Raw genomic sequence first — 23,812 nt, 5'->3', positions numbered from 1 at the left:
GCCATCAACTGTTTTTGATATCGATCTCGTGGTGGGCGACGTTGAGGTAGGTGAGCTGCGGCGGGAGCTCGTACGCCTCGGGGTAGAGGTCGATCGGTTCGTCGGCGAGGTCCTCGTCGTGGATGAAATCGAAACTTCCCCACCCGCCCTGGAAGTGCGCCGACGAGGCGACGAGCGCCCCCGTGTACTCGACGTTGGATTGCATACAGACCTGTTCGTCGTCACAGCCGCCGCCGACCGGATTCGTCCCGGTCCAATCGTCGCTGGGTGCGTAGATCGTCCCGGTGAACGAGCCGTCCGTCATCGCGACGTGCGACTCCGAGGTCCCGTACACCTGCAGGTGTTTCGCCGAACTCCCGCCGATATCGCCTTCGATATCGAGGTTTCCGGTGACGTAGACCTTCAACGAGTTGTCCGTCCCGCTGGCGTTTTCGACGGCGATGGCGCTCCCGCTGTGGTCGAGATCGATGTCCCCGTCGACCATGAGCGTCGCGTTCCCGTCCGAGAGGTCGAACGTGACCGTCTCGCCGTTGCTGTCTAGGAACACCCCCTCGGCCAGGTACGTACCGTTGGTGTAGGTTTCGCTACTGTCGATCATCTCGAGGTCATCGACGTCCTCCCCGTACTCGCCGCCCTCCATATCCGCGAGCATCTCATCGATCACGCTGTCGAGTTCGGGCATGCGGTCGTTCCGGACCTCCGCGTCGCCGTAATCGACGTTTCCGGACTCGCCGGGCGGTTCCGAGAGCGTGACGCCCGAGTCGAACGCGTCTTCGATCTCGAGGTAACCGACCTTGACCGAGACCGTCTGGTTCTCGTGATCGACGGTTCGGACGACGGTGTCGCCGGCTTCGCGCGTGAAAAACCGCTCCCAGCCGCGGTAGTACTCGCTTTTGATCGTGATGCGAACGTCGGCGTCCTGAACCACGTTCGCGTCGGCGTACACGCTGCTTCCGTCGTGTCTGAACGAGACGTCGCCCGAGTTGAGGTACGTTTCGCCGCCGACGGTCGCCACCGGAAGGGTGAGCGTCTCGGTCGTCGCGTCGTAGTGGATCGGCGGCACGGAGACGACGCGCGTCTCGTTGCCCGTCTCGGCGAACACGGCGCCGGACTCGTAGGCGATCTTGGTCCCGTCGTCGCTCTCCCACTCGACCGTCCCGATCGTCTCGTTGATCGGCCGATCGAGGCCGTCCGAGGAGACGTTGATCCACCCGGTTTCGGCGCGGGCGACGGCACCTCGATCGCCGGCTTCGAGATCCATCGAGTGGGTGACGTCGCCGTGCGTCCAGGCCGAACTCATTTTCTGGCTCAGTTCGACGAAGGCCATCTCGATTCGCTGCTCTTCTGTCTGCGCTTCGGTCGCCGACAGCACGTCGCCGGCGGCCAGAACGAGCCCGACGCTGATAATCGCGACCATCCCGATCAGCAGGACGATCGCTACCATCGCCGACTGGGCCCGGTCGGCGCTTCCGGGACGGTCACTTCGGCACCACGAAATCATATTTCGGGTACTGACATCCACTACATTAAGAAAGACGACCTGCCAAACACTTCAAGACAGTTTATTTTGTTTTCGATTTTAAGATAATAATCGCGGGCGAGCGAGCTGGCGATAAACGACCGCGAGTCTGCTCGCGCCGGCGATCCGTCCCCGCGCTCCGCCGAAGAAAACACTTGTATATCCGACGACCCCTAGCCATCGACAGATGACGCGCACAGCCGAGAAGATCGACGCCCTCGTCCGCGAGGACTCTTCGATGACGGAGGCTCTGGAGGCCATTCGCGAGGAAGCCGACGAGAACGGCGGCGAGGTCGAGTGGGCCGACGTCCGCGACGATCTGACGAGCGGCCAGTGGGGCCGACTGATCGAAAAGGGGATCCTCGTGGACGGCAATGACGGGTTCGAAATCGCCGATCGCGAGGCCTACGACGACGCGCTCGACGGCGACGGGGCCACGGGCGACCTTCCCGACGACGATATCGAGGCGGATACCAGCTGGTCGCAGTGGGACAAAACCGCCGGCGCCGGCTCGCTCCTCCTGATGTTCGGCTACTGGATCGACTCCGTCAAGGAGACCGTCGGGAGCTCGATCGACGTGCTGCTCGGACCGCTCGACGCCGCGTTGCCGTTTTACGCCGTGATCCTCTCCGTCGCACTGCTGACGGGACTGTACTCGACGCTCCTGCAGGCGAACCTGATGAATCCGGAAGTTATCGGCAAGTACCAAGAGCGGATGAAAGCGATGCAGGAGAAACAGAAGGACATCCAGGATCGCAAGAAGGACGCCGAGGAACGCGGCGCGAGCGAGGCGGAGCTCGAGCGCCTCGAAAACGAACTCGAGCGCGCGCGCGAAGAACAGATGGAGGCGATGGCCGATAACATCGGGATGTTCAAAGAGCAGTTCCGCCCGATGGTCTGGATCATGCTGTTTACCATTCCGCTGTTCCTCTGGATGTACTGGAAGATCGGCAACTTCGGCTCCGGCGGCGTCGAAGATACCGTGGTCATGCCGCTGATCGGGGAAGTCCGCTGGACCGACTCGGTGATCGGCCCCATGCGCGCGTGGATCGTCTGGTACTTCCTCTGTTCGATGGGATTCACGCAGTTGCTGCGCAAGTCGCTGAACATCGACATGTCTCCGACGGGGTCGTAACGACCACCGTCGAACGGCCGATCGCCGCGTTTCGATTCGACCGGCAGTGTTCGGATGCGCCGTCCTGGCCGGATCGATCGATCGCCGTGGGTCGCGGTGGCACTCGAGGGCCGATCAAAACCCATTTTAGCCGGCGAATCGGAGCAAGAATATGTTACTCACCGTCTCCGGCCCGCCGGGAAGCGGGAAGAGCACGACCGCGGAGTTGCTCGCCGACGCCTTCGATCTCGATCACGTGAGCGGCGGTGATATCTTCCGCGAACTCGCCGACGAACGCGGCTACACGCCCCTGGAGTTCAACAAACTCGCGGAGGAGAACGACCAGATCGATCGGGACCTCGATCGGCGCCTGCACGAGATCGCCGTCGAGGAAGACGGGCTGGTGCTCGAGTCGCGACTCGCCGGCTGGCTCGCGGGCGAGCACGCCGACTTCCGGTTCTGGCTCGACGCCCCAGCGGACGTTCGCGGCGAGCGGATCGCCGAGCGCGAGGACAAAGATCCCGTTCGGGCGACCGAGGAGACGAAAGCGCGGGAGGCCAGCGAGGCCCAGCGCTACGCGGAGTACTACGGCATCGACATCCGCGATCTGACGATCTACGATCTCTCCGTGAACACGGCTCGCTGGGAGCCGGACGCGGTGCTGGACATGCTCGTCACCGCGGTCGAGGAGTACGATCCGACCGGCGACGAAGGGAAAGCGCCCGTAACTGGCGCCGACTACGAGTTCTGATGGCGTTGCGTGGCCCACCCGCGGAGCGATCGCCCGCCGATCTGCTCGCGTTCGGCGTCGTCAATCTCGACAAACCGCCGGGTCCCTCCTCCCACCAGGTGAGCGGGTGGCTTCGCGACGCCATCGCGGAGACGCTCGCCCGGAGCGAAGTCGACGCGACGATCGATCAGGCGGCCCACGCCGGGACGCTCGATCCGAAGGTCACCGGCTGTCTCCCCGTGATGCTCGGGGACGCAACCCGACTCGCACAGGTGTTTCTGGAGGGCACGAAGGAGTACGTCGCGGTGCTCGAGTGCCACGGTCCCGTTCCGGACGACGTTGACTCGATCGTCGCCGAGTTCGAGGGCCCGATCTACCAGAAGCCTCCGCGAAAGAGCGCGGTCGCGCGCCGCCTGCGCGTACGAGAGATCTACGAATTGGACGTACTCGAGGCCGCCGAGCGGCGACTACTCCTTCGAATCCGGTGCGAGAGCGGCACGTACGTCCGGAAGCTCTGTCACGACCTCGGGTTGGCGCTCGGCACCGGGGCGCACATGGGCGACCTTCGCCGGACCGCGACCGACCCGTTCGACGACACGGACCTCCACACGGTCTACGAACTCTACGACGCGCTCGCGTTCTGGTTGGAGGACGACGATCCGGCGCCGCTGCGCGAGATTGTCGACCCCGCGGAACGCATCCTCGAGGGGATTCCGGGTGTCGTGATCGCCGAGAGCGCCGCCCGCGAGGTGGCCACCGGCGCCCCCGTCTACGCACCCGGCGTACTCTCGATCGACGACGCGGCCGATCGAGGTGACCTCGTGGCCTGTTACACGCCGAACGAGTCCGCGGTCTGTCTCGGGACGCTAGTTGGCGATCTGGACGCCGACGGCGGTGTCACAGTCGATCTTGAGCGCGTGGTGGTCTGACTGGGTGTCGGCAGTCGAACCGCATGGCGTCGATCGCCGTCGGTGAGACGTGCGCAATGCAGTGACGTGGCGCCGCCGAAACGATACCCTTAAACGGCAGACGGCCTTCGATCCGAGTGCGGGACCGTGGGGTAGTGGTATCCTCTGCGGATGGGGTCCGTAGGACCCGAGTTCAATTCTCGGCGGTCCCACTCGAAATTTTTGTAAGTGTTCAACTCTTAGCCGCTCATACCCTGAGCCTGCCAAAAATCCAATTCTCTCTTTCGAGATATTACTGGATAGTCGATATACTTCCCGGAGTTGGTCGGCGTGACGATTGCCCCGTGGCCAGCGGCCGGTAATTCGTCGACCTGTGAGCACTGTGGCGCCCATGTCAGCGATCGGTTCTGCCGCGTTTTCGGTGACGATCGCGATCGCGCTCACCGCTGCGGCGAGTGCGATTCCTACCGGCGACTGAGCCGCGGCTCCGCCGCTGGGAAAGACGTCGTGATCCCCGACCCGGAGACGTTGCCGGGCCGTCACGGGGGTGAGGCGGATGTCTGAACGCCTGGAGTGGCCTGTCGCTTCGAGCGAACATCTGCGGGTGATCGGACTCGAAACAACAGCTTCGACATCTCGCTGTCGAAGGCGTTCGACGGTCTCGAGGCAGAGCTGTCGCAGCTCGAGGTCGACGAGTTCCGATACTCGTTCGACGCGCAGCAGCGCCAACGCGATCAACGGCCGTACGCCCGCACGAGTCCGGATGATCCAGGATTCGTTCTCCATTGGAGTATGGGCGCGAGCAATACGCGGTGGCCTGTGATCGATTCTCTCGGCTTCGAGATAACGTTCGCACCGTTGGGCTGTACGTCCGCGAGAAGCGCAAGATGGAGCAGCGGCCGGTCGTCACAGGTGAGTCGGAGTGCGCGAACGCGCGGCTGCCGCCGGCCGAAGATGAGGCGATCGTCGCGGAGGTTCCACCGCGCGCCGTTCTCGACGTCGAACCGGATGCGGACGACAAGACGATTCGCACCGCAGCTTGCGACTGAAGAAAGCCACCACCCGGACCTCGGTGGAGATCGCGAATACTTTCAGCGGGTCATCGAGGCCGAGGAGGCGATGCTCGATGAGTTCGTGCCGGCGAGCCAGCTGTACGACGTCGTGACTCGGACGACGATCGCCCATCCAGCCCACCACGCAAGCGACGAGCAGGTTCGGCACGCGATCGAGAATCAGGAGCGAGAGGTTCGAACCGACGGCGGTCACTCCTCAGGCAGAACGAAGCAGGCTCTTGGCTACGGAGGGTTTCAAAGGATGGCCCTGAAGATACGCCGTCCCCTTATAATTCTGACATCCAATGGCTTTCGTTCCAGGGCCAGTAAAAACAACACAAGGGACGGGGAAAGGTGTGTCACTTGGTTTAGAAAGCAGTCTTTGAGAGCAGCGACCTGTTACATTCGTACGGGCAGTGAGCGACCAGTTTCAGATTCCGAGAACTCCACGAGAAGTGAGGGGGGTGACCGATGAGTCGTCTTCGGCACGTGGATCGCTCCCTTCTCACCGATCCCTGCCACGTTGTCCGAAACCGTCGCCCACGCCGTCCGATCACTTTCGGTCGCGATCGACACCACGCCGTCGGCAAACTCCCAGCCCACGATTCGCGTGAGTACGATCTCGAAACATTCGAATGAATAAGAGCATATTTATAAGATTGTAGGTCTGATAATTTTCGCCTCTATTCGCCGAAGATGGTCTCCAATTGTCCCTTGCGACAGTCATACTACGATATCGGCGGCAACGGCGCCTTTTTCGCGGAAATCACCAGGGACCGCGTCTTCCGCACATACTCGATGTGGGCCCGATGGGTTGAGACAGTGGCCAGATCGTACTGCTTGTTCGACCTCACGGCCCACCGGCAGACTTATCTCTATGTGCAACCAAACAGTTGCATGTTGTCCGATGTCCTCTAACGACGACGTGTTCCGGGCGCTGGCCGACGATACTCGTCGATTGATCCTGGAGGAATTGACGGACAACGAACAGACGCTCTTCGAACTCTGTGCGCGCCTTACCATGGAGCACGATGTCGACATGTCTCGACAGGGCGTAAGCAAGCACCTCGACGTCCTCGAGGAGGCTGGTCTCATCACCTCGACCCGTCGCGGCAGGACCAAGGTCCTAGAGTTCGCTGGCACAGACCATCTGAAGGCGGCAGCAGCCTGGATGGACCGTCTGACCGAGAACGACACCGACACGGAATCCGAGAGGAGTTAACCAAATGGAAATTTACGTAACAAGCGTACCCGTAGACGACCAACAGATGGCGCTGGAGTTCTACACGAACGTCCTTGGCTTCGAGAAGAAGACTGACGATCCAGTGGGCGGGGCGAGGTGGTTGACTGTGGTTGGGCCAAAGTCGCTCGACGGCGTTGAGCTGCTCCTGGAACCCACAGGGAACCAAGCAATTTCCGAAGAGCTGGAAGCGTACCGCGACGCGCTCGTCACCAACGGCATCCCTTGGACCTCGTTCGCATGCGAGGGCGTAGAGGCCGAGTACGAACGCCTGAGCGAACAAGGTGTCGAGTTCACCCAAAAGCCGATGACTGCCGGGGGCGTCACAATGGCCGTCTTCAACGACACATGCGGGAACCTCATCCAGATCATCCAGCAGTGATGTAGATGCCGCGCTGCAGACATCCTTTACACTGAACAGATCTCTACCGCATTATTTACGCTAGTAAAACGCGATCGGGGACGTGTTGCCGACAACCGATCGCCGAACGGTGGTGAGTTCGCCCGCCACTTCCGTATCCCTCTGACACCTGCTCTATCGGGTCGTCACCCGACAAGTTCCGATAATTGGTCGGAGAGAGTATACACTGGTAATCTACACAGAAATCCAGGAGGCCGTATGAATTTATTCGGGGGAGAACCAGTAGGGCTGCTCATGAGTGGAATTGACGGCCTCTACGCCGATAGCCGCGAAGTGACGCAAGGTGACGGAGCGAAACTGGTCGTCATCCGCGATTCGGCCCCGTGCATACATTGATTAAACTATGGCTCGACGAACTAGCCTGAAACTCACCGACGAACGGGAACGCCAGCTCGAATGTGCCAGCGAACTGATCGCCGCCGACCCGCACGACAACTCGTCGATGTCCACCGCGATCGACGCCGCGTTGCCCCACCTGCTCGAGAGTGAACAGAACATCCAAGACGCTCCAGGCGAGTACGGCCCTGAGACGATCCAAGACCTGTGCAATACGTCTGTGATCGGGCTTCGGTATTAGTTATCCTGCCGCCTCTGCAACGAATTGCTTGATGATTCGGCTTTCAGCTCGGCGAAGCAGCCTGCCCGCCGACGATTTGTTGATGTTAAACGACTCTGCCAGCTCCACGAGCGTACAGCCGCGCGGAATATCGTAGTAGCCACGTTCGATGGCGTCAGAAATGAACTGCCATTGCCGATCCGTTAACAGCGTGCTCGATTCATGTGATTGAGTTAGCGATAGAATCTGATATGGAACCCCGGCCGCTGCTAACTCATCTATGTACTCTGACAGCTGTTCCTGTGAAGTGGTCACCGTAAAGGAGAACCACCCGTCTTGAAGGATAGCAGGATATTCTGGGAGGGTTCCTGACCTGCGAAGTGCCTCATACGACTCCGTCATCGGGGCTAAAGCCTGAATCAGCACTCGCTGTTCAGAGATATATAACACCTCTGAGCGCACTTCGGGCGCCTCTTCGAGCTGACGAACGAGTGCGTTCCCGTCCGTCGTCACCACTTCGGCGACCCCTAACAGGCCATCCTCGGTGGGCTGATCCGTCAGCACTCTGAATTCAGCATCCGGGAACTCTATCGAAAAGTCGGCCAACCAATCTTCCACTGCCGTAGCCTGGATCTTGAGCCGTATACTGGGCATTGACACTCTGGAATCAGCCGTCGGATTACTTAAAGACGTACACATGTCTCCGAAAATATTCACCCATAACTCCTGTTTAGTCCACTCATGGTTCAAATGGATCCGAAGATCAAATCTCTGCCCACCATGGCCTTCCCTCAAATCTCTGGCATCGCCGCCCTCGGCTTTGCCTTCCTGATCGTCCTCGGCAACGTATTCTTGGTGCCGGCTGGACTTCCTCACGCTGGCGCCGAAACTGGCGAAGTCATCGCATTCTTCACCACAAGCAAGGATATCGTTGGTATCGCATCTATGCTCACACCCCTTGCCTGGGTGCTGGCCACGCTGTTCGGCGCTGGCGCGGTCTCCGTGCTGTGGCAGTCCGACCGCGACCGAGGCGAGGCATGGTCATTGGTCGGATTCGGTGGCCTGATCCTGCAGAATGGCGCCTTCGCCGCGGTTATCGCAATCCGGCTCGCTCTCGCGTCGACGACCGCGCACGACAGTACAGCGACCACTGAACTCTGGGCGTTGCACGATGCGCTATTCATGCTCAACGGCACCTTCCTGACACTCGCCCTCATTGGCCTGTCCATCAGCGGCCTACGTGCAGGCCTCATCCGCCAGTGGCACGGCAGATTGGGGCTGCTTGCCGCCGCACTGCTGTTTAGCTCAGCCACTCTTGCCCCTCTAATTATGGACCAGGCTGGCCCGCTTGGTCTCCTCGGTCTCATTGGCTGGCTGATGTGGGTTGTCTGGGTCGGCACCTACGGCATCACTCTGATCCGCGGCGGCGCCGTCCCTATCGAATCCCAGTCACATGCAACTTCTTCGAAGCCGTGATTACGCCGCTTTCTTGACCGCATCTCGGCGTTACCACCCCTAATACGGTTTCGACCGACGTCCGAACGGGGAAAGAGTTTACAACCGTTCATTACCATCTCCTTTGAAATGGACGCGCACGCCGAGGAGGATGCGGAACTGCGCGCCCGTATTCGCCAGCAAGAGGTAGTGGCTGACCTCGGACACCGAGCGCTCGAGACGGACGACCTCGATCGGTTGTTTCAGGAGGCCGTCGCCGCCGTGGCGGAGACGCTCGACAACGAGTACGCGACGGTGCTCGAACTGCGACCGGGAGGCGATGAGGCCTTTCTGCGACAAGGTGTCGGCTGGCAAGACGGACTCGTCGGCTCGGCGACGGTGGCTATCGATCGCGATTCACAGGCAGGATACACGTTACTGTCCGAACAGCCGGTTATTGTCGACGATCTCCGATCCGAAGATCGGTTTTCCGGGTCAGATCTGCTCGTAGACCACGACGTCGGCAGCGGGATCAGCGTGATCATCGGCTCGGTCGAAGAGCCGTGGGGAATCCTGGGAACACACACGGCGGACCGTCGAGAGTTCGACGAACACGACGCGAACTTCGTCCAGAGCGTCGCGAACGTGCTCGCGTCGGCAATCGAGAACGAACGGACCCAACGCGAACTCGAGGAGAACAACCGGGCGCTTCAGCGGCTGTACGAGGTCACCGCCGACCAGGACCGATCGTTCGATGAAAAGGTTTCTCGCGTGCTCGAATTGGGACGTGAACGCCTCGGCGTCGAGACCGGCTACCTCGCAGTGGTCGACGAGGAGGAAGATCACTTCCAGATCACGCACGCCAGCAGCGACGACTCTCGCGTCCAGCCTGGGTCCGTCACGCCGCTCTCGGAGACGTACTGTCAGACGACCATCGACATCGACGGATTGCTCGCGTTCACCGAGCGGCCGCCGGATGAGAAGATCGACGAGGCTGTGTACGGTGAATGGGACCTCGACTGTTACATCGGCGGGTCGGTGATCGCCGAGGGCGACCTCTACGGGACGCTCTGCTTCGAAGATCGGGCGTTGCAGCGCACTCCGTTCACGCCGGGCGAGCAGACGTTCGTCGAATTGGCGACGCAGTGGGTCAGTTACGAACTCGAACGGACACGCCGGAGACGGGCGCTCGAGCAGTATAAAGAGTACACCGACAACACCCTGGACGCGGTCGACGACGTCTTCTACGCGCTCGGTAGCGATGGGACGCTCGAGCGGTGGAACGAAAGCGTCTCCGAGATAACGGGCTACGTGGACGAAGAGATCGCATCGATGCACGCGCTCGACTTCTTCGACGAGACCGACCGTGAGGTGATTGCGAGCGCGATCGTCGAGGGATTCGAAACCGGTCAGGTGAGAGTGGAGGCCAAAATACGGACAAAAAACGGCGGGTCCATCCCGTACGAGTTCATCGCCGCCAGCCTCGAAAATCCCGACGGCGAACGAGTACTGGCCGGAATCGGCCGTGACATCACCGAACGGAAAGCGCACGAGCGTGAACTGACCAAGTACGAGACGATTGTCGAGACGATCAACGACGGTATCTACGTGAAAGACGAGGAGGCGCGGTTCACGATGGTCAACAACGCGTACGCGGCGTTGACCGGCTACGATCGCGACGACCTAGTCGGCAAGCCCGCTTCGCTCGTCGTTGACGAGGATACGATCGCTCGATCGCGAGAAATACTAGCGACGCCGGCCGATGAAGACGAGGATCGCCCGACGATGGAGGCGGAAGTTCAGACGGCCGACGGCGATCGAGTTCCGGTCGAAGGAACCTTCGCGACGTTACAGACGGACGACAGAGAACAGCGAGAAGTTGGCGTCGTTCGAGATATCACCGATCGGAAACGCCGGGAGCGGGAACGTCGGCGCGTGATACGTGCCCTCGAAGCGGCCCGCGAGGGGATCAGTTTGCTCGACGCGAGCGGCGAGTTCATCTACGTAAACGACGCCTACGCCGACACCTTCAGGTACGATCCCGACGAGATGGTCGGCAAGCACTGGGACGACCTTGGAATCGAATCCAACCCGTCTCGCTTCTACGACGACATTTTGCCGCGTCTCGCAGACGAAGGCCAATGGTCGGGCACGACCACCTGCGTGCGCAGCGACGGGAGCACCTTCCCCTCTCAGCACTCGCTCACCTACACCGAAGACGGCGAACTCATCTGCCTCGTTCGTGACATTACCGAACAACGGAAACGAAAACGACGCTTGCGCGAGACGCGGGCGCAACTGGATATGGCGACCAAGGCGGCGTCCGTCGGCCTCTGGACGTGGGACATCAGAGATGACGTCGTTACCGCGGACGAGTACCTCGCGGAGTCACACGGGATCGATCCGGCAGAAGCCGCCGCGGGCGTGCCGATGGACGCGTTCTACGAATCGATCCTCGCGGGAGATAGAGAGCGAACGTGGACGCGCCTCGAGCGCGCCGTCGAGGAAACGGGCGAGCTAAACGCCGAGTACCGGGTTCGAAACGAAGACGGCGGGCTCATGTGGATGATCGCCCGCGGTGAAATCGAATACGACGACGCTGGCGAGCCGATCCGGATAAACGGTGCGGTCTCCGACATCACTCAGCGGAAACGACGCGAGCGACAGCTCGAGAAATCCGAGCGTCGCTACCGGACGCTAGCCGAAAATTTCCCGAACGGGGCGGTCGGGATGTACGACCACGACCTTCGGTTCACGCTGACGGAAGGCCGTGCACTGGGCGACACCTTACCTAGCGCCGACCAGCTGGAGGGCGACAGAATACCGGCGCTCCTTCGTTCGGACACCGCCGCCGATCTCGAGGCGCTGTTTCGTGCCGCTATCGAAGACGGCGAGATGAACAGTACTACAACCGAGTTCTGCGGCCGACACTGGCGGGTGTGGGCCGCGCCACTACGCGACGCCACCGACGAAATCTTCGCAGGGTTGAGCTTCGCACAAGACATCACCGAACGGGTCGAATACGAACGGCGGCTCGAAGAACTGATCACTCGGCTCGGAGAATCCAACGAACGCCTCGAACAGTTCGCGTACGCCGCCAGCCACGATATGCAAGAGCCGCTGCGGATGGTCTCGAGCTACCTCCAGTTGATCGAGCACCGGTACGCCGACGAGTTGGATGAAGACGGCGAGGAGTTTCTGGAGTTCGCCGTCAACGGTGCCGAACGCATGCGCGAAATGATCGAGGGCTTGCTCGCGTACTCGCGCGTCGAAACGCAGGGCGACCCGTTCAAGCCCGCCGATCTCGAGGAGGTGCTTGACGACGTCACCGAGGATCTTAGCATGCGGATCGAAGAGAGCGACGCCGCGATCGAGACGGAATCGCTCCCGCGCGTCCGGGGTGACGCCGGCCAACTCCGGCAGGTGTTTCAGAACCTATTGATCAACGCGATCGAGTACAGCGGCGACGACCCGCCGCGCGTGCGCGTCTCCGCCGAGCGTGAGGGGGAAACGTGGGTCGTCTCCGTGCGAGACGAGGGGATCGGCATCGAACCCGCTTCGCAAGACCGGATCTTCGAGGTGTTCCAGCGGCTGCACAGCCGCGACGAACACGCCGGTACTGGGATCGGGTTAGCGCTGTGTCAGCGGATCGTCGAGCGCCACGGCGGCGAAATCCACGTCGACTCCGCGCCGGGCGAGGGTGCGACGTTCTCGTTCACCCTGCCTTCGGTGAACGACCGCTAAAGACCCGTCCTTCAGCGTGGGTCTGCACGAGCGGAAGCGGAACCGACGCGTCATCAGGTACGGACTCGACGCGTGCCGCTGAACCTCGCGATCGCGGCTTCGAACGCCAGCGGAAGCGTCCGCGACCGCATCGGCCGTGCCGTTGAGAATCGAGTTGAACCGACGGCGGTCACGTATCGATCGGTGCTAGCTACTCCTCTTCGGACGACTCGCCGGGATCGGTGTCAGTGACACACGAGAACGATGTACTCCCGCAGGGACAGCCGGTTCTGGATCCGATCGGCGTGATTTGTCCGTCGGCGGTTTCCATCGCAGCGTATACCGATCCACATTCGTCGCAAGTGGCGAGAAAACGCGACTGGTCTTCGTCATCCTCCATAGCTCACTACTTAATAGTAGAACCAAATTACTTAGGTCTAGGTTTAGCAGAAATCGCGCGTTACCGGACGGGAAATGCTGGCGCTGGCTGTTAGGGCGGTTTTCGGCGAATCACCACCTCTCGCCCGACGAGTGCGAACCGGCGCTCGGCGCGGTTCCGTCGGCCGCCACGGCCGATCGGGTCCTTTTTCGTCACACCGGCGAGAGTAGCGATCGATGACGGTCGTCCTCGCCGGCGTCGGCGCCGACAGCACGAACCTCGGCACGGTGGCCCCGCTGTACGACGACGGGCGGTTCGAGTACGTCCCGATCCCCGAGAAGACCCGCGCGACCGACGAGACCGAGACGCTCGGCTCGTGGCCGCTGCGCGCGAGCGAGGGGACGGCGGCGGATCTGACCACCCGGATCGAACCTCAGCCTGTCCGCGGCGAGGCGGACGCCGTGACCGGGGCCGCGATCGACTCGTGGCCACTGCACCGCGACCCTGACTTCGAGGCGCTGACCTACGGCGAACACCGCACCAGCGGCTACGTTTCCCGGCTTTCGGCGCTCGACCCCGGAGACATCGTCGGCTTCTACGCCGGCCTTCGCCGCCCGGGTGGCGATCGCGCCCACCGCTACCTGATTGGCTACATGACCGTCGCCGACGTGACGGTGATCGACCCCGCGATGCCGGCGGCCGAACGCGCTCGACTGCTGGCCGCCAACCCCGAGAACGCCCACGCGAAACGCTCCCGGGACGGCGACCTCTACCTCGACAAACCCGTCGTCATCGTCGACGGGTGCGAACCGGGCGGCCTGTTCGACCGCCACCCGATCCGGCTCAGCGATTACTACGTGAAAGACGGTAACCAGCGCGCCCAGTACTACCTCCGCGAGGAGATCGAGTCGGTCCTCGCGATCGAGGCCGGCGGCCGAAACATGATGTACAAGCCCGCCTACCGGTGCGGCCTTTCGGGATCGGCGTTTCGCGAGATCGTTGGGCTGCCGAGCGATCGAGACGGGCCGGAATTACGATCGATCGAATCGACGCACTGATTCGCCCGAGTATTCGGATTCTGTCTCTGGTCACGTTCAACTATCGATGCGATCGAGAACACTCCGAAGGCCCCTTTCATTCCCATCCACGGTGGCCTACCTGATCAGCCGCTACAGTGGGACTGAAAGGGGCTGGCGCGGTCGGTCCCCTCGGGCACAGTACGGACCGCAATCGAACGGGGTGAGGTCGTTCGAAACGTCTTCGGCGTTTCGTGATGTTCTCGATCGCTTCGGTAGTCGTCGGATGCGATCCGAAGACGATTGAGAATCGATCGGTTTGATTAGGCGATCGGACGAACGCTGTTCGCAGTGATCTCGTAGTGACGGACGATACGACGCGAGGTGAGGGCCCGACCCGACGGCACGATCGCATCAGGTCGCACCCGACGCCGGGGTCGGCGAACTCGCTTTCTCACTGGACGAGCGCGCGGAACCCGCTGCGGGTGGCGGTTCAGTACGTAGTCGTCTGGCTCGTGCGGGTGTCGCCGAGCCTCCGGCTGAAACGCTGGCTCCTGCGCCGGATCGGCGTCACGGTCGGTCCGGGCGTCTCCTGGGGCCTCGAGGCCACGCCCGACGTCTTCTGGCCGGACCTCATCACGCTCGAGGCGGGCGCGATCGTCGGCTACGACGCGACCCTGCTGTGTCACGAATTCCTCCAGGACGAGTATCGCACGGGCGAGGTCGTCGTCGGCGAACGCGCGATGATCGGCGCCGGTGCGATCGTCCTCCCCGGGGTGACGATCGGCGCCGACGCGAGCGTCGCGGCGAACTCGCTGGTGACGCGGGACGTCCCGCCGGGGGAGACGGTCGCGGGCGTTCCCGCCCGGCCGATGGGCGACGACGCGCCGGGCGACGGCGGTCCAGGTGTAGCCGAGTGACGCGACGAGCGCGACGGCGCGCGATCGATCGGCCGCTTCGATCGGGTTCCGCGATCGCCCGCGTCGATACCGTCTCCGGTCTCGATCGCGAAGGCCGATCGACAACCCCGATCGTTCGACTGCGGTCCGGAACGGAGCTGGGGCGATGGGATCGCGATTCGGACCGAGAAGGGTGGGAAAGCCGGGCGGATTGGAAAACAAGTAAACCGAGACGACGAGTGGGGACGCGACCCGGAACGATCCGAAGCCGAAGCTGAACCCGAGGCGCCGAGTTAGAGCGACGACCAGGATTTGCGGGCCTCGTTCCAGGAGGTGATGTCCGCGATCCAGCGGGCGGCGATCATCTTCTTCAGGTTCTGCGCCGGGATACCGCCGAAGGTGTCGACGGGGAGCGAGATCCCGAACGCGGGCTTGATCTTGTGCGCGACGGCTTTCTCGCCGACCGAGATGACCGTCCCTTTGTCCTCGAACTCCCAGGTCATCAGCGGTCGGCCCTCGATCGCGCGGGCGATGTTCTCGCCGACCACGTCGGCGGCCTGCCAGGCGGCCTGCGCCGTCGGCGGCGCGGGCTGGTCGCCCTGGTCGATGATCGCCGAGTCGCCGATCGCGAACACGCGGTCGTCGGAGGTCTGGAACGTGGCGTCGGCGTGGACGCGGTTGTGCTCCTTCTCGACGTCGGCGTCGTCTAACGCGTCGCGGCCGGTGATGCCGCCGGTCCAGACGAGAACGTCGTGTTCGAGGGGCTCGCCCTCGTCGAACTCGATGACGTCTTCTTTCGCCTCGGTGATCGGATCGTCCGTGTGAATCTGGACGCCGGCCTCTTCCAAGCGCTTGCGGAGCGCCTGCTGGATCTCCGGATCGTTGCCGGGGAAGATCTCGTCGAGCGCCTCGACGAGGTGGATATCGATCGGCGCGCGGCGGGCGTCGCGGAACTCGGCGACCTCGCCGGCGGTTTGGATGCCGGAGAGGCCGGCTCCGCCGATAACGACCTGCGCGGGCTCGCCGCGGGTCGCCTCTTGGCTCGCCTCCGTGATGGCCTCGTGGATGTCGAGGGCGTCGTCGAGGCTCTTCAGCGTCAGGGAGTGCTCCTCGAGGCCCGGAATTCCGTAGTAGGCGGTCTTGGTGCCGAGGGCGACCAGCACGTAGTCGTACTCGATGTCCTCCTCGCCGGCGAGTTCGACGATCCGCTCGTCGGTGTCCAGCCCGGTCACTTCGGCCTGGATGAACTGCGTCGAGGGGTCGGCGATCTCCTCGACCGGGAAGGTGATGTCCGATCGGACGTTCGGGTCGCGGATGACGCGGTGAGACTCGTGGAGAACCAGGTGATAGTCGACGTCGGCGATCCAGGTTAGCCGCGCGTTGCGCCCGAGCTCCGACTGGAGCTTGTTGATCGCACCGGCACCGGCGTATCCGGCCCCGAGCACGACGACGTTCTCAGTCATACCCGACACTCTGAAACACACGGATACAAAGGTGTTGGAACGCGAACGGCCGTGCGTCTCGTTATCACGGCCGGAGAACGGTTAGCTCGCGAACTAGAGGATCCGCTTGCCGAACGCGCTCGCGGAGAGTTCGGCCGCGAGGGTCGCGGTCTCGTTCTGTTCGTCCAAGATGGGGTTGACCTCGACGACGTCCATCGATCGGACGACGCCGTCGGCTTCGCGGCGTTCGGACACGGTTTCGAGCGCCGAGTGGGCCTCCCGGTAGGTGACGCCGCCGCGGACGGGCGTGCCGACGCCCGGAGCGGTCTTCGGATCGAGCCAGTCCAGGTCGAGGCTGACGTGGACGCCGTCGGTGCCGTCGGTCGCGACGTCGAGGGCGTCTTCGACGACCGCGGTGATCCCCCGCTGGTCGATGTCGGCCATCGTAAACGCCGTCATCTCGCTTTCGCGGACGAGGTCGCGCTCGCGATCGTCGATGCTCCGGAGGCCGACGTAAACGATCGATTCTTCGCGGACGCGCGGCGCGTGGGCCCACTCCATCTCGCCGAAGATCCCGCGCCCGAGCACCGCGGCGAGGGGCATGCCGTGTACGTTCCCGCTGGGCGAGGTCCCCGGCGTGTTGAGGTCGGCGTGGGCATCGAACCAGATCACCCCGAGGTCGGTCTCGCGGGACGACCCGTGGAGCGAGCCGATCGCCACCGAGTGGTCGCCGCCGAGGACGAGCGGGAACTCGCCGTCGGCGAGGGTCTCGGCGACCTCGTCGCTCAGTCGTCGACAGACGCCCTCGATCTCGCCAAGGAACTTCGCGTTGCCGTCGGTCGGCGCGGTGGCGTCGGGATCGCGCTCCTCGGCCCGGGGAACGTGCAAGTCGCCGGCGTCGATCGGGTCGATACCGGCGCTCTCGAGCTCGTCGGCCAGTCCCGCGTACCGGATCGCGGACGGTCCCATGTCGACGCCGCGTCGATTCGCGCCGTGGTCCATCGGCGCACCGATAATGCGGACGGTTTCGCCCATATACCGGCCGTACGATGACCGGGGGTTTGGTCGTGACGATCGACTGCGACAGCTTTAGGGATAGATGGATCTAAATTCGGGGTAGGATGATGCTGAGCGACGTGATGGAAGACTACCTCAAAGCCATCTACCAGCTCCAAGGCCCCGTCGACGAGCGGATCACGACCTCGGCGATCGCCGACGAGCTGGACGTCACGTCGCCGACCGTCACCAGCATGGTCGAGAAACTCGAGGATCGCGGCCTCGTCGATCGGGAGAAGTACCGCGGCGTCACGCTCACCGCGGAGGGCGAGACCGTCGCGCTCGAGGTGATCCGCCACCACCGGCTGCTCGAGGCCTACCTGACCGAACACCTCGATTACGACTGGTCCGAGGTCCACGAGGAGGCCGATCGGCTCGAACACCACATCAGCGAGGACTTCGAGGCCCGCGTCGCGGACGTTCTGGGCGAACCGGACGTCGATCCGCACGGGTCGCCGATCCCGAGCGCCGACCTCGAACCGCCGGAACGCCCCGCCGGCGAGTCGATCGGCGAGTTCACCGAGGGCGACACCGTCGTCGTCGAGGAGGTCGCGGATCGCGACCCGGAGATTCTCTCGTATCTCGCCGACCACGGCGTCGAACCCGGGGTCGAACTCGACATCATCGAAGTCGCCCCGTTCGGCATGGTGACGGCCCGATCGACCGGCCACGACGAACCCGTCTCCCTGCCCGAGTCCGTCGCCCGGCAGGTGCGGGTCGCACAACCGGCAGAACCCGAACCGTAGTCCCGATACGGGATTTTTAGAGCCGTCTAATCCGAGTTCGATGCCACGACGAACTGTCGCGGCCGGAGGTGACCGCAGCGATGCGTAGTCGGTGGCGCGCCGCGACGCCGCGGCGGCTGCTCGCGACCGGCCCGGTCGTCGGCGGGCTCACCCGGGTCGTTCTCGTGTTCATCTTCAAGAACGTCATCTTCGAGGGATGGAGCCTTCCTGAATGCGGGGGCGCCGTCCGGCGAAGCTGATCGCCGATCGGCGATCGACGGTCGCACGAAGTCGACGGATACATCACGCACCGATGCGAACTCCTTCTCAGTAATCGATGCCCGTCGCAGTTCGGGTGTGAAATCGCGAACTGCAGCGGGGCGAACGATCACGATTGCACGGAAACCGCCGTGTCACCCGTCGCATTTAAGGAAATCAATTACGAACAATTCAGTATGTCATCGATCGAACTCACCCCGAGCCAGAAGAAAATCCTTCGTGCACTCACGAACCTTCACAAAGAATCCGAAGACGCGATCAAGGGCGAAGACATCGCGGAGCAGGTCGACCGGAACCCGGGAACGATCCGCAACCAGATGCAGAGTCTCAAGGCCCTCCAGCTCGTCGAAGGGGTACCCGGCCCCAAAGGCGGCTACAAACCGACGGCCGCGGCCTACGAGGCCCTCGAGATCCAGCAGATGGACGATCCCGCCTCGGTGCCGCTCGAACACGAGGGTGAACCGGTCGAGGACGTCATCGTCGAGGAGATCGACCTGTCGAGCGTCCACCACCCCGAACTCTGTCGCGCCGAGATCCACATTCAGGGCGCCCTCGACGGCATCAGCGAGGGCGACTCCGTCACCGTCGGCCCGACGCCGCTCTCGAAACTCGTGATCGAGGGTTCGCTCGACGGTAAGGACGACACCAACAACATCCTCATCCTGCGCATCAACGACATGATCGCGCCGTCGGAAGAGCCCGACCACTGAGTCGGTCGATCGGCGACCGACCGAACCCGCTCTCTACCTAGCGTTCGCTACTGTCTTCGATCCTCCCTCCGAAAACCCGCCCGGACAGCGATCGAACAGGACGAAACTGCGCCCGAGCGTTACGCCGACGGCTCGGGTTCTGGCTCGGGTTCCGCGGCGTCGGCCGGCGCAGCCGGAACGACGTCGACGCTCGCGACCGCGTCGCCGGCTTCGACGTCCATCACCGTCACGCCCATCGTGTTCCGGCCGACCATCGAGATCTCGTCGACTCGGGTCCGAACGATCTGGCCGCGCTCGCTCATCAACACGAGGTGATCGTCCGCCGTCACCGCCTTGACGGCCGTGACGGGGCCGTTCCGACCGTCGGTCTTGATGTCGATCAACCCTTTGCCGTACCGCGATTGCGTGCGATACGCCGAGAGCAGCGTTCGCTTCCCGTAGCCGTTTCGGGTGACCGTCAACAGCGCCCGTTCGTCGTCCTCGTCGGTGGCGACGAGGCCGGCGACGGCGTCTCCGTCCTCGAGTTTGATCCCGTTGACGCCGCGGGCGTTGCGCCCCATCGCACGAACCTCCTCCTCGTCGAAGCGGATCGTCATCCCCCGCTCGGTCGCGATCACGAGATCTTTCGTGCCGTCGGTGACCTCGACGTCGACGAGCTCGTCGCCCGCCTCGAGATCGGCGGCGATGATCCCCGTCGATCGGATGTTCTCGAAGTCCTCGCCGGCGGTTCGCTTGACGTAGCCGTTGCGCGTCGCCAGGGTCACGTACTCGTCGGCGCCGAGGGCGTCGGTGTCGACGATTGCCGTGATGTCCTCGCCGGGATCCAGATCGAGGATGTTGACGGCCGACTTGCCCCGGGCCGTGCGCCCCATCTCGGGGATCTCGTAGGTCTTCAGCCGATAGACCTGTCCGTGGTTGGTAAAGCAAAGCAGGTAATCGTGGGTGTTGGCCCGGAAGACGGTCGCGACACGATCGTCCTCCTTGACGTCGGCGCCGATGATCCCTTTCCCGCCGCGACCCTGGGGGTCGAAGTCATCGATCGGCATCCGCTTGACGTAGTCGTCCTCAGTCATGACGACGAACACGTCCTCCTCCGGGATGAGATCCTCGTGGGTGACCGTCCCTTGGTCCTCGATGATCGAGGTGCGCCGGTCGTCAGCGTACTCGGCTTTGATCTCCCGAAGCTCCTCCTTGATGACCGAGAGGAGCTCCGCCTCGCTCTCGAGGATCGCCGTCAGGCGCTCGATCTCGGCCTGAACATCGGCGTACTCGTCTTCGATCTCGGCCGCCTCCATCGAGGTGAGGCTGCCGAGTTGCATCCGGACGATGTGTTCGGCCTGGTCCGCCGAGAAGTCGAACGTTTCGCAGAGTTTCGTCTTCGCGCTCGAGCGATCCTCGGAGTTTCTGACCAGCTCGACGACCTCGTCGACGTTCTCGAGCGCCTTCAGCCGTCCTTCGAGGATGTGGGCTCTGTCCTCGGCCTCGGCGAGGTCGTACTCGCTGCGCCGACGGACGACCTCTCGGCGGTGGGCGACGTACTCCTCTAAGGTCTCTTTCAGCGAGAGCACCCGAGGCCGGCCGTCGACCAGCGCGAGGTTGATGACGCCGAACGTGCGTTCCAGGTGGTTCTCGAGCAGTCGGTTCTTGACGACTTCGGCGTTGGCGCCGCGTTTGAGTTCGATTACGATGCGGATGCCGTCGCGATCGGACTCGTCGCGCAGGTCCGAGACGCCCTCAAGTTCGCCCTCGTTGACGTCGTCGGCGATGCGCTCGACCATCCGAGCCTTGTTGGTCTGGAACGGCAGTTCGGTGATGACGATGCGCTCTCGGCCGTTCTTCCACTCTTCGACCTCGAACTCAGCGCGGACGCGGATGCGCCCGCGGCCGGTCTTGTACGCCGAGTAGATGGCGTCGCGCCCGACGATGTTCGCGCCGGTCGGGAAGTCGGGACCCTTGACGTGCTCCATCAGCTCCTCTACGGTCGCGTCGGGGTCGTCGATCAACTCGATCGTCGCGTCGATCACCTCGCCCAGGTTGTGCGGCGGGATGTTGGTCGACATCCCGACCGCGATGCCCGAGGAGCCGTTGACCAGCAGGTTCGGAAACGCTGCCGGGAGCACGTCCGGTTCCTGGAGGCGGTCGTCGTAGTTCGAGGAGAAGTCGACGGTGTCCTTGTCGATGTCCTCGAGCAACTCCTCGGCGATCGGCGCCATGCGGGCCTCGGTGTAGCGCATGGCGGCCGGCGGATCGCCGTCGACGCTGCCGAAGTTCCCCTGTCCGTCGACGAGGGGATACCGCATCGAGAAGTCCTGAGCCATCCGGGCCAGCGCGTCGTAGATAGACTGGTCGCCGTGGGGGTGGAAGTCGCCCATCGTGTCGCCGACGATGTTCGAGGACTTCCGGTGGCCCGCCCTGCTTGTGATGCCGGATCGGTGCATCGCATAGAGGATACGCCGGTGGACGGGTTTCAGCCCGTCGCGGACGTCCGGCAGCGCGCGGCCCGCGATGACCGACATCGCGTAGTCGATGTAACTCTGCTCCATTTCGTCCTCGACGCGGACGTTTCGTACTCGCTCTGCGACCTCATCGGGGAGGTCCGATGTATCCGTGCTCATGTCAGATGTCGACCCAATCAGCTTCGGTTGCGTGGTCTTTGATGAATTGCTTTCGCGGTTCGACGGCATCGCCCATCAGGACGGAGAACATCTTGTCGGCCGCGGCCGCGTCCTCGATCGTGATCTGTTTCAGGATGCGGTTCTCGGGGTTCATCGTGGTCTCCCAGAGTTGCTCCGGGTTCATCTCGCCGAGTCCCTTGAACCGCTGGACCTGCGAGGGGTTGCCGTCGCACTCTTCCTCGATGATCCGCTCGCGCTCCTCCTCGGTCATGGCGTCGTAGGTTTCCCCCCGATATCGGATGCGGTACAGCGGCGGCTGGGCCGCGTAGACGTAGCCGGCTTCCAGCAGCGGCCGCATGTACCGGTACAGGAGCGTGAGGTAGAGCGTCCTGATGTGCGCGCCGTCGACGTCGGCGTCCGTCATGATGATGACCTTCTGGTACCGGGCGTCCTCGATGTCGAACTCGTCGCCGATGCCGGTGCCGACGGCCGTGATGAAGTGGCGGATCTTGTCGTTCTCCAGCACGCGATCGAGGCGGTGTTTCTCGACGTTTAACACCTTGCCGAACAGCGGCAAGATCGCCTGGAATTCCCGGTCGCGGGCCTGCTTGGCGCTGCCGCCCGCGGAGTCGCCCTCCACGACGAACAGTTCGGCCTCGCGGGGATCTCGCGTCTGACAGTCCGCTAGTTTGCCGGGGAGTGCGCTCGACTCCAGTGCGTTCTTGCGTCGGGTCAGTTCCTCGGCCTTCTGTGCGGCCTTGCGCGCCTTTGCGGCCTCGACCGCCTTCGCGACGATTGCCTCGGCCGTGTCGGGGTGTTCCTCGAAGTAGGTCCCCAGGCCCTCGTGCATCGCGCTCTCGACGATGCCGCGAACTTCGGAGTTGCCGAGTTTCGTCTTCGTCTGGCCCTCGAACTGCGGGTCGGGGTGTTTGATCGAGATCACCGCGGTGAGCCCCTCGCGGATGTCCTCACCCTTGAGGTTCTCGTCGAGATCCGAGAGGAGGTCGTTCTCGTTGGCGTAGTCGTTGACGACGCGTGTGAGCGCGGTCTTGAACCCGGTCAGGTGGGTGCCGCCCTCGCGCGTGTTGATGTTGTTGGCGAAGGCGTGAATCGAACCCTGGAGCTCTTCGGTCGCCTGCATCGCGACCTCGACCTGGATGCTCTGCTCCTGATCGTCGAAGTAGATGACGTCGTTGTGCATCGACGACCGGGTCTCGTTCAAGTACTCGACGAACTCGCGGATCCCGCCCTCGTACTGGTAGGTCTCCGCGACGAACTCGCCCTCGTCGTCCGTCTCACGCTCGTCGCGGAGCGTGATGCGAACGCCGGAGTTGAGGAAGGCCAGTTCCCGGAGCCGGTTCGACAGTGTCGAGAACGAGAAGTCGATCGTCTCGAAGATGCCGTCGTCGGGCCAGAACCGGATCTCGGTTCCGGTCTCCTCGTCCGGCTCCATGTCGCGGACCCGCTCCATGTCGCCGACCGGTTCGCCGGCCTCGAACGCGTGGCGGAAGACGCCGCCGTCGCGTTTGACCTCCGCCTCGAGTCGCATCGAGAGCGCGTTCACCACGCTCACGCCGACCCCGTGGAGGCCCCCGGAGACCTGGTAGGACTTGTTGTCGAACTTCCCGCCGGCGTGGAGGACGGTGAGGATGACTTCGAGGGCGGGGCGATCGTACTCGTCGTGGGTGTCGACGGGAATGCCGCGCCCGTCGTCCGCGACGCTCACCGACTCGTCCTCGTGGATCGTGACGGTGATGTCGTCGCAGTACCCCGCAAGCGCTTCGTCGATCGAGTTGTCCACCACTTCGTAGACGAGGTGGTGGAGTCCTCTGGAATCGGTAGAGCCGATGTACATCGCCGGCCGCTTTCGGACGGCTTCCAGGCCTTCCAGAACCTGGATCTGTCCGGCGCCGTACTCGCTTTCCTGGGACATGTAAAACCTGTCTTCGGGTAGCAGCCGGTCACTTATAAAACTTCACGTACGCGCGCGAGCG

At 63.2% G+C, this 23,812-nt stretch carries 22 protein-coding genes and 1 tRNA gene; 16 read left to right on the top strand and 7 right to left on the bottom strand.

Annotated elements, in window-relative coordinates:
- Positions 1 to 4: 4 nt before the first annotated feature.
- Positions 5 to 1,444 carry a DUF7289 family protein gene (locus tag MUH00_RS00335; protein WP_247001538.1) on the bottom strand — a complete coding sequence of 480 codons (1,440 nt, stop codon included), beginning with the start codon at positions 1,442 to 1,444 and terminating at the stop codon, positions 5 to 7.
- 262 nt (positions 1,445 to 1,706) lie between these two features.
- Between MUH00_RS00335 and MUH00_RS00330 the strand changes: the two genes are divergently transcribed.
- The 6 genes from MUH00_RS00330 (at position 1,707) to MUH00_RS00305 (ending at position 5,320) form a co-directional block, all read left to right on the top strand.
- Positions 1,707 to 2,654 (top strand): DUF106 domain-containing protein, encoded by a 948-nt coding sequence (locus MUH00_RS00330; protein ID WP_247001536.1) that lies wholly within the window; start codon positions 1,707 to 1,709, stop codon positions 2,652 to 2,654.
- A 151-nt stretch (positions 2,655 to 2,805) separates the two neighbouring features.
- Positions 2,806 to 3,384: a (d)CMP kinase gene (gene cmk / locus MUH00_RS00325; RefSeq protein WP_247001534.1), complete on the top strand. Its 579-nt coding sequence runs from the start codon at positions 2,806 to 2,808 to the stop codon at positions 3,382 to 3,384.
- Positions 3,384 to 4,292 (top strand): RNA-guided pseudouridylation complex pseudouridine synthase subunit Cbf5, encoded by a 909-nt coding sequence (locus MUH00_RS00320; protein ID WP_247001532.1) that lies wholly within the window; start codon positions 3,384 to 3,386, stop codon positions 4,290 to 4,292. The genes cmk and MUH00_RS00320 overlap by 1 nt, the downstream gene beginning before the upstream one ends.
- Before the next feature lie 120 nt (positions 4,293 to 4,412).
- Positions 4,413 to 4,483 (top strand) — tRNA-Pro (locus tag MUH00_RS00315).
- A gap of 109 nt (positions 4,484 to 4,592) precedes the next feature.
- Complete coding sequence (locus MUH00_RS00310) at positions 4,593 to 4,835, top strand: DUF7563 family protein (protein ID WP_247001530.1); 243 nt, start codon at positions 4,593 to 4,595, stop codon at positions 4,833 to 4,835.
- Positions 4,836 to 5,083: 248 nt separating this feature from the next.
- Entirely contained in the window at positions 5,084 to 5,320 is a 237-nt protein-coding gene (locus MUH00_RS00305; RefSeq protein WP_247001528.1) for a hypothetical protein, read from the top strand.
- Positions 5,321 to 5,722: 402 nt separating this feature from the next.
- Here the strand turns inward: MUH00_RS00305 and MUH00_RS23305 are convergent, their stop codons facing one another.
- Entirely contained in the window at positions 5,723 to 5,899 is a 177-nt protein-coding gene (locus tag MUH00_RS23305; RefSeq protein ID WP_486606286.1) for a hypothetical protein, read from the bottom strand.
- 331 nt (positions 5,900 to 6,230) lie between these two features.
- Here MUH00_RS23305 and MUH00_RS00300 point away from each other — a divergent pair, with 331 nt between their 5' ends.
- From MUH00_RS00300 to MUH00_RS00290, 3 genes are all read left to right on the top strand, one after another.
- Positions 6,231 to 6,545 carry an ArsR/SmtB family transcription factor gene (locus MUH00_RS00300; RefSeq protein WP_247001527.1) on the top strand — a complete coding sequence of 105 codons (315 nt, stop codon included), beginning with the start codon at positions 6,231 to 6,233 and terminating at the stop codon, positions 6,543 to 6,545.
- Between the two features lie 4 nt (positions 6,546 to 6,549).
- The gene (locus tag MUH00_RS00295) at positions 6,550 to 6,945 is read left to right on the top strand and encodes a VOC family protein (protein ID WP_247001525.1); all 396 of its coding nucleotides are present in this window, start codon (positions 6,550 to 6,552) and stop codon (positions 6,943 to 6,945) included.
- Between the two features lie 382 nt (positions 6,946 to 7,327).
- Positions 7,328 to 7,561, top strand: coding sequence for a DUF7386 family protein (locus MUH00_RS00290; protein ID WP_247001523.1), 234 nt, complete (start codon positions 7,328 to 7,330; stop codon positions 7,559 to 7,561).
- Here MUH00_RS00290 and MUH00_RS00285 read toward each other — a convergent pair whose 3' ends face one another.
- The gene (locus tag MUH00_RS00285) at positions 7,562 to 8,194 is read right to left on the bottom strand and encodes a helix-turn-helix domain-containing protein (protein WP_247004030.1); all 633 of its coding nucleotides are present in this window, start codon (positions 8,192 to 8,194) and stop codon (positions 7,562 to 7,564) included.
- 96 nt (positions 8,195 to 8,290) lie between these two features.
- Here MUH00_RS00285 and MUH00_RS00280 point away from each other — a divergent pair, with 96 nt between their 5' ends.
- The 4 genes from MUH00_RS00280 (at position 8,291) to MUH00_RS00260 (ending at position 15,012) form a co-directional block, all read left to right on the top strand.
- Positions 8,291 to 9,016: a hypothetical protein gene (locus tag MUH00_RS00280; RefSeq protein WP_247001522.1), complete on the top strand. Its 726-nt coding sequence runs from the start codon at positions 8,291 to 8,293 to the stop codon at positions 9,014 to 9,016.
- 108 nt (positions 9,017 to 9,124) lie between these two features.
- Positions 9,125 to 12,718, top strand: a complete 3,594-nt coding sequence (locus tag MUH00_RS00275; RefSeq protein WP_247001519.1) for a PAS domain S-box protein — start codon at positions 9,125 to 9,127, stop codon at positions 12,716 to 12,718.
- A 594-nt stretch (positions 12,719 to 13,312) separates the two neighbouring features.
- On the top strand, positions 13,313 to 14,134 hold the full coding sequence (locus MUH00_RS00265; protein WP_247001514.1) for an Nmad3 family putative nucleotide modification protein: 822 nt from the start codon (positions 13,313 to 13,315) through the stop codon (positions 14,132 to 14,134).
- Between the two features lie 320 nt (positions 14,135 to 14,454).
- Positions 14,455 to 15,012, top strand: a complete 558-nt coding sequence (locus MUH00_RS00260; RefSeq protein WP_247001512.1) for an acyltransferase — start codon at positions 14,455 to 14,457, stop codon at positions 15,010 to 15,012.
- Positions 15,013 to 15,284: 272 nt separating this feature from the next.
- Here the strand turns inward: MUH00_RS00260 and MUH00_RS00255 are convergent, their stop codons facing one another.
- Both MUH00_RS00255 and rocF read right to left on the bottom strand, forming a co-directional pair.
- Entirely contained in the window at positions 15,285 to 16,454 is a 1,170-nt protein-coding gene (locus MUH00_RS00255; protein WP_247001510.1) for an NAD(P)/FAD-dependent oxidoreductase, read from the bottom strand.
- A 93-nt stretch (positions 16,455 to 16,547) separates the two neighbouring features.
- Positions 16,548 to 17,468, bottom strand: a complete 921-nt coding sequence (gene rocF / locus MUH00_RS00250) for an arginase (protein ID WP_247001506.1) — start codon at positions 17,466 to 17,468, stop codon at positions 16,548 to 16,550.
- Positions 17,469 to 17,554: 86 nt separating this feature from the next.
- On the opposite strand from rocF, the gene MUH00_RS00245 reads away from it, so the two are divergent.
- From MUH00_RS00245 to MUH00_RS00235, 3 genes are all read left to right on the top strand, one after another.
- Entirely contained in the window at positions 17,555 to 18,235 is a 681-nt protein-coding gene (locus MUH00_RS00245; protein WP_247001504.1) for a metal-dependent transcriptional regulator, read from the top strand.
- An 80-nt stretch (positions 18,236 to 18,315) separates the two neighbouring features.
- Positions 18,316 to 18,474 (top strand): hypothetical protein, encoded by a 159-nt coding sequence (locus tag MUH00_RS00240; RefSeq protein ID WP_247001502.1) that lies wholly within the window; start codon positions 18,316 to 18,318, stop codon positions 18,472 to 18,474.
- A gap of 195 nt (positions 18,475 to 18,669) precedes the next feature.
- Positions 18,670 to 19,203: an Rrf2 family transcriptional regulator gene (locus MUH00_RS00235; RefSeq protein ID WP_247001500.1), complete on the top strand. Its 534-nt coding sequence runs from the start codon at positions 18,670 to 18,672 to the stop codon at positions 19,201 to 19,203.
- Positions 19,204 to 19,322: 119 nt separating this feature from the next.
- Here the strand turns inward: MUH00_RS00235 and gyrA are convergent, their stop codons facing one another.
- Complete coding sequence (gene gyrA / locus MUH00_RS00230) at positions 19,323 to 21,818, bottom strand: DNA gyrase subunit A (protein WP_247001498.1); 2,496 nt, start codon at positions 21,816 to 21,818, stop codon at positions 19,323 to 19,325.
- A gap of 1 nt (position 21,819) precedes the next feature.
- Entirely contained in the window at positions 21,820 to 23,751 is a 1,932-nt protein-coding gene (gene gyrB, locus MUH00_RS00225; RefSeq protein WP_247001496.1) for a DNA topoisomerase (ATP-hydrolyzing) subunit B, read from the bottom strand.
- Between the last annotated feature and the right edge of the window lie 61 nt (positions 23,752 to 23,812).

It is taken from the genome of Halosolutus gelatinilyticus, from assembly GCF_023028105.1.
Taxonomy (GTDB): domain Archaea; phylum Halobacteriota; class Halobacteria; order Halobacteriales; family Natrialbaceae; genus Halosolutus; species Halosolutus gelatinilyticus.
The sequence above is the reverse complement of the archived record's forward strand: the minus strand, read 5'-3'. Positions and strand labels throughout refer to the sequence as shown.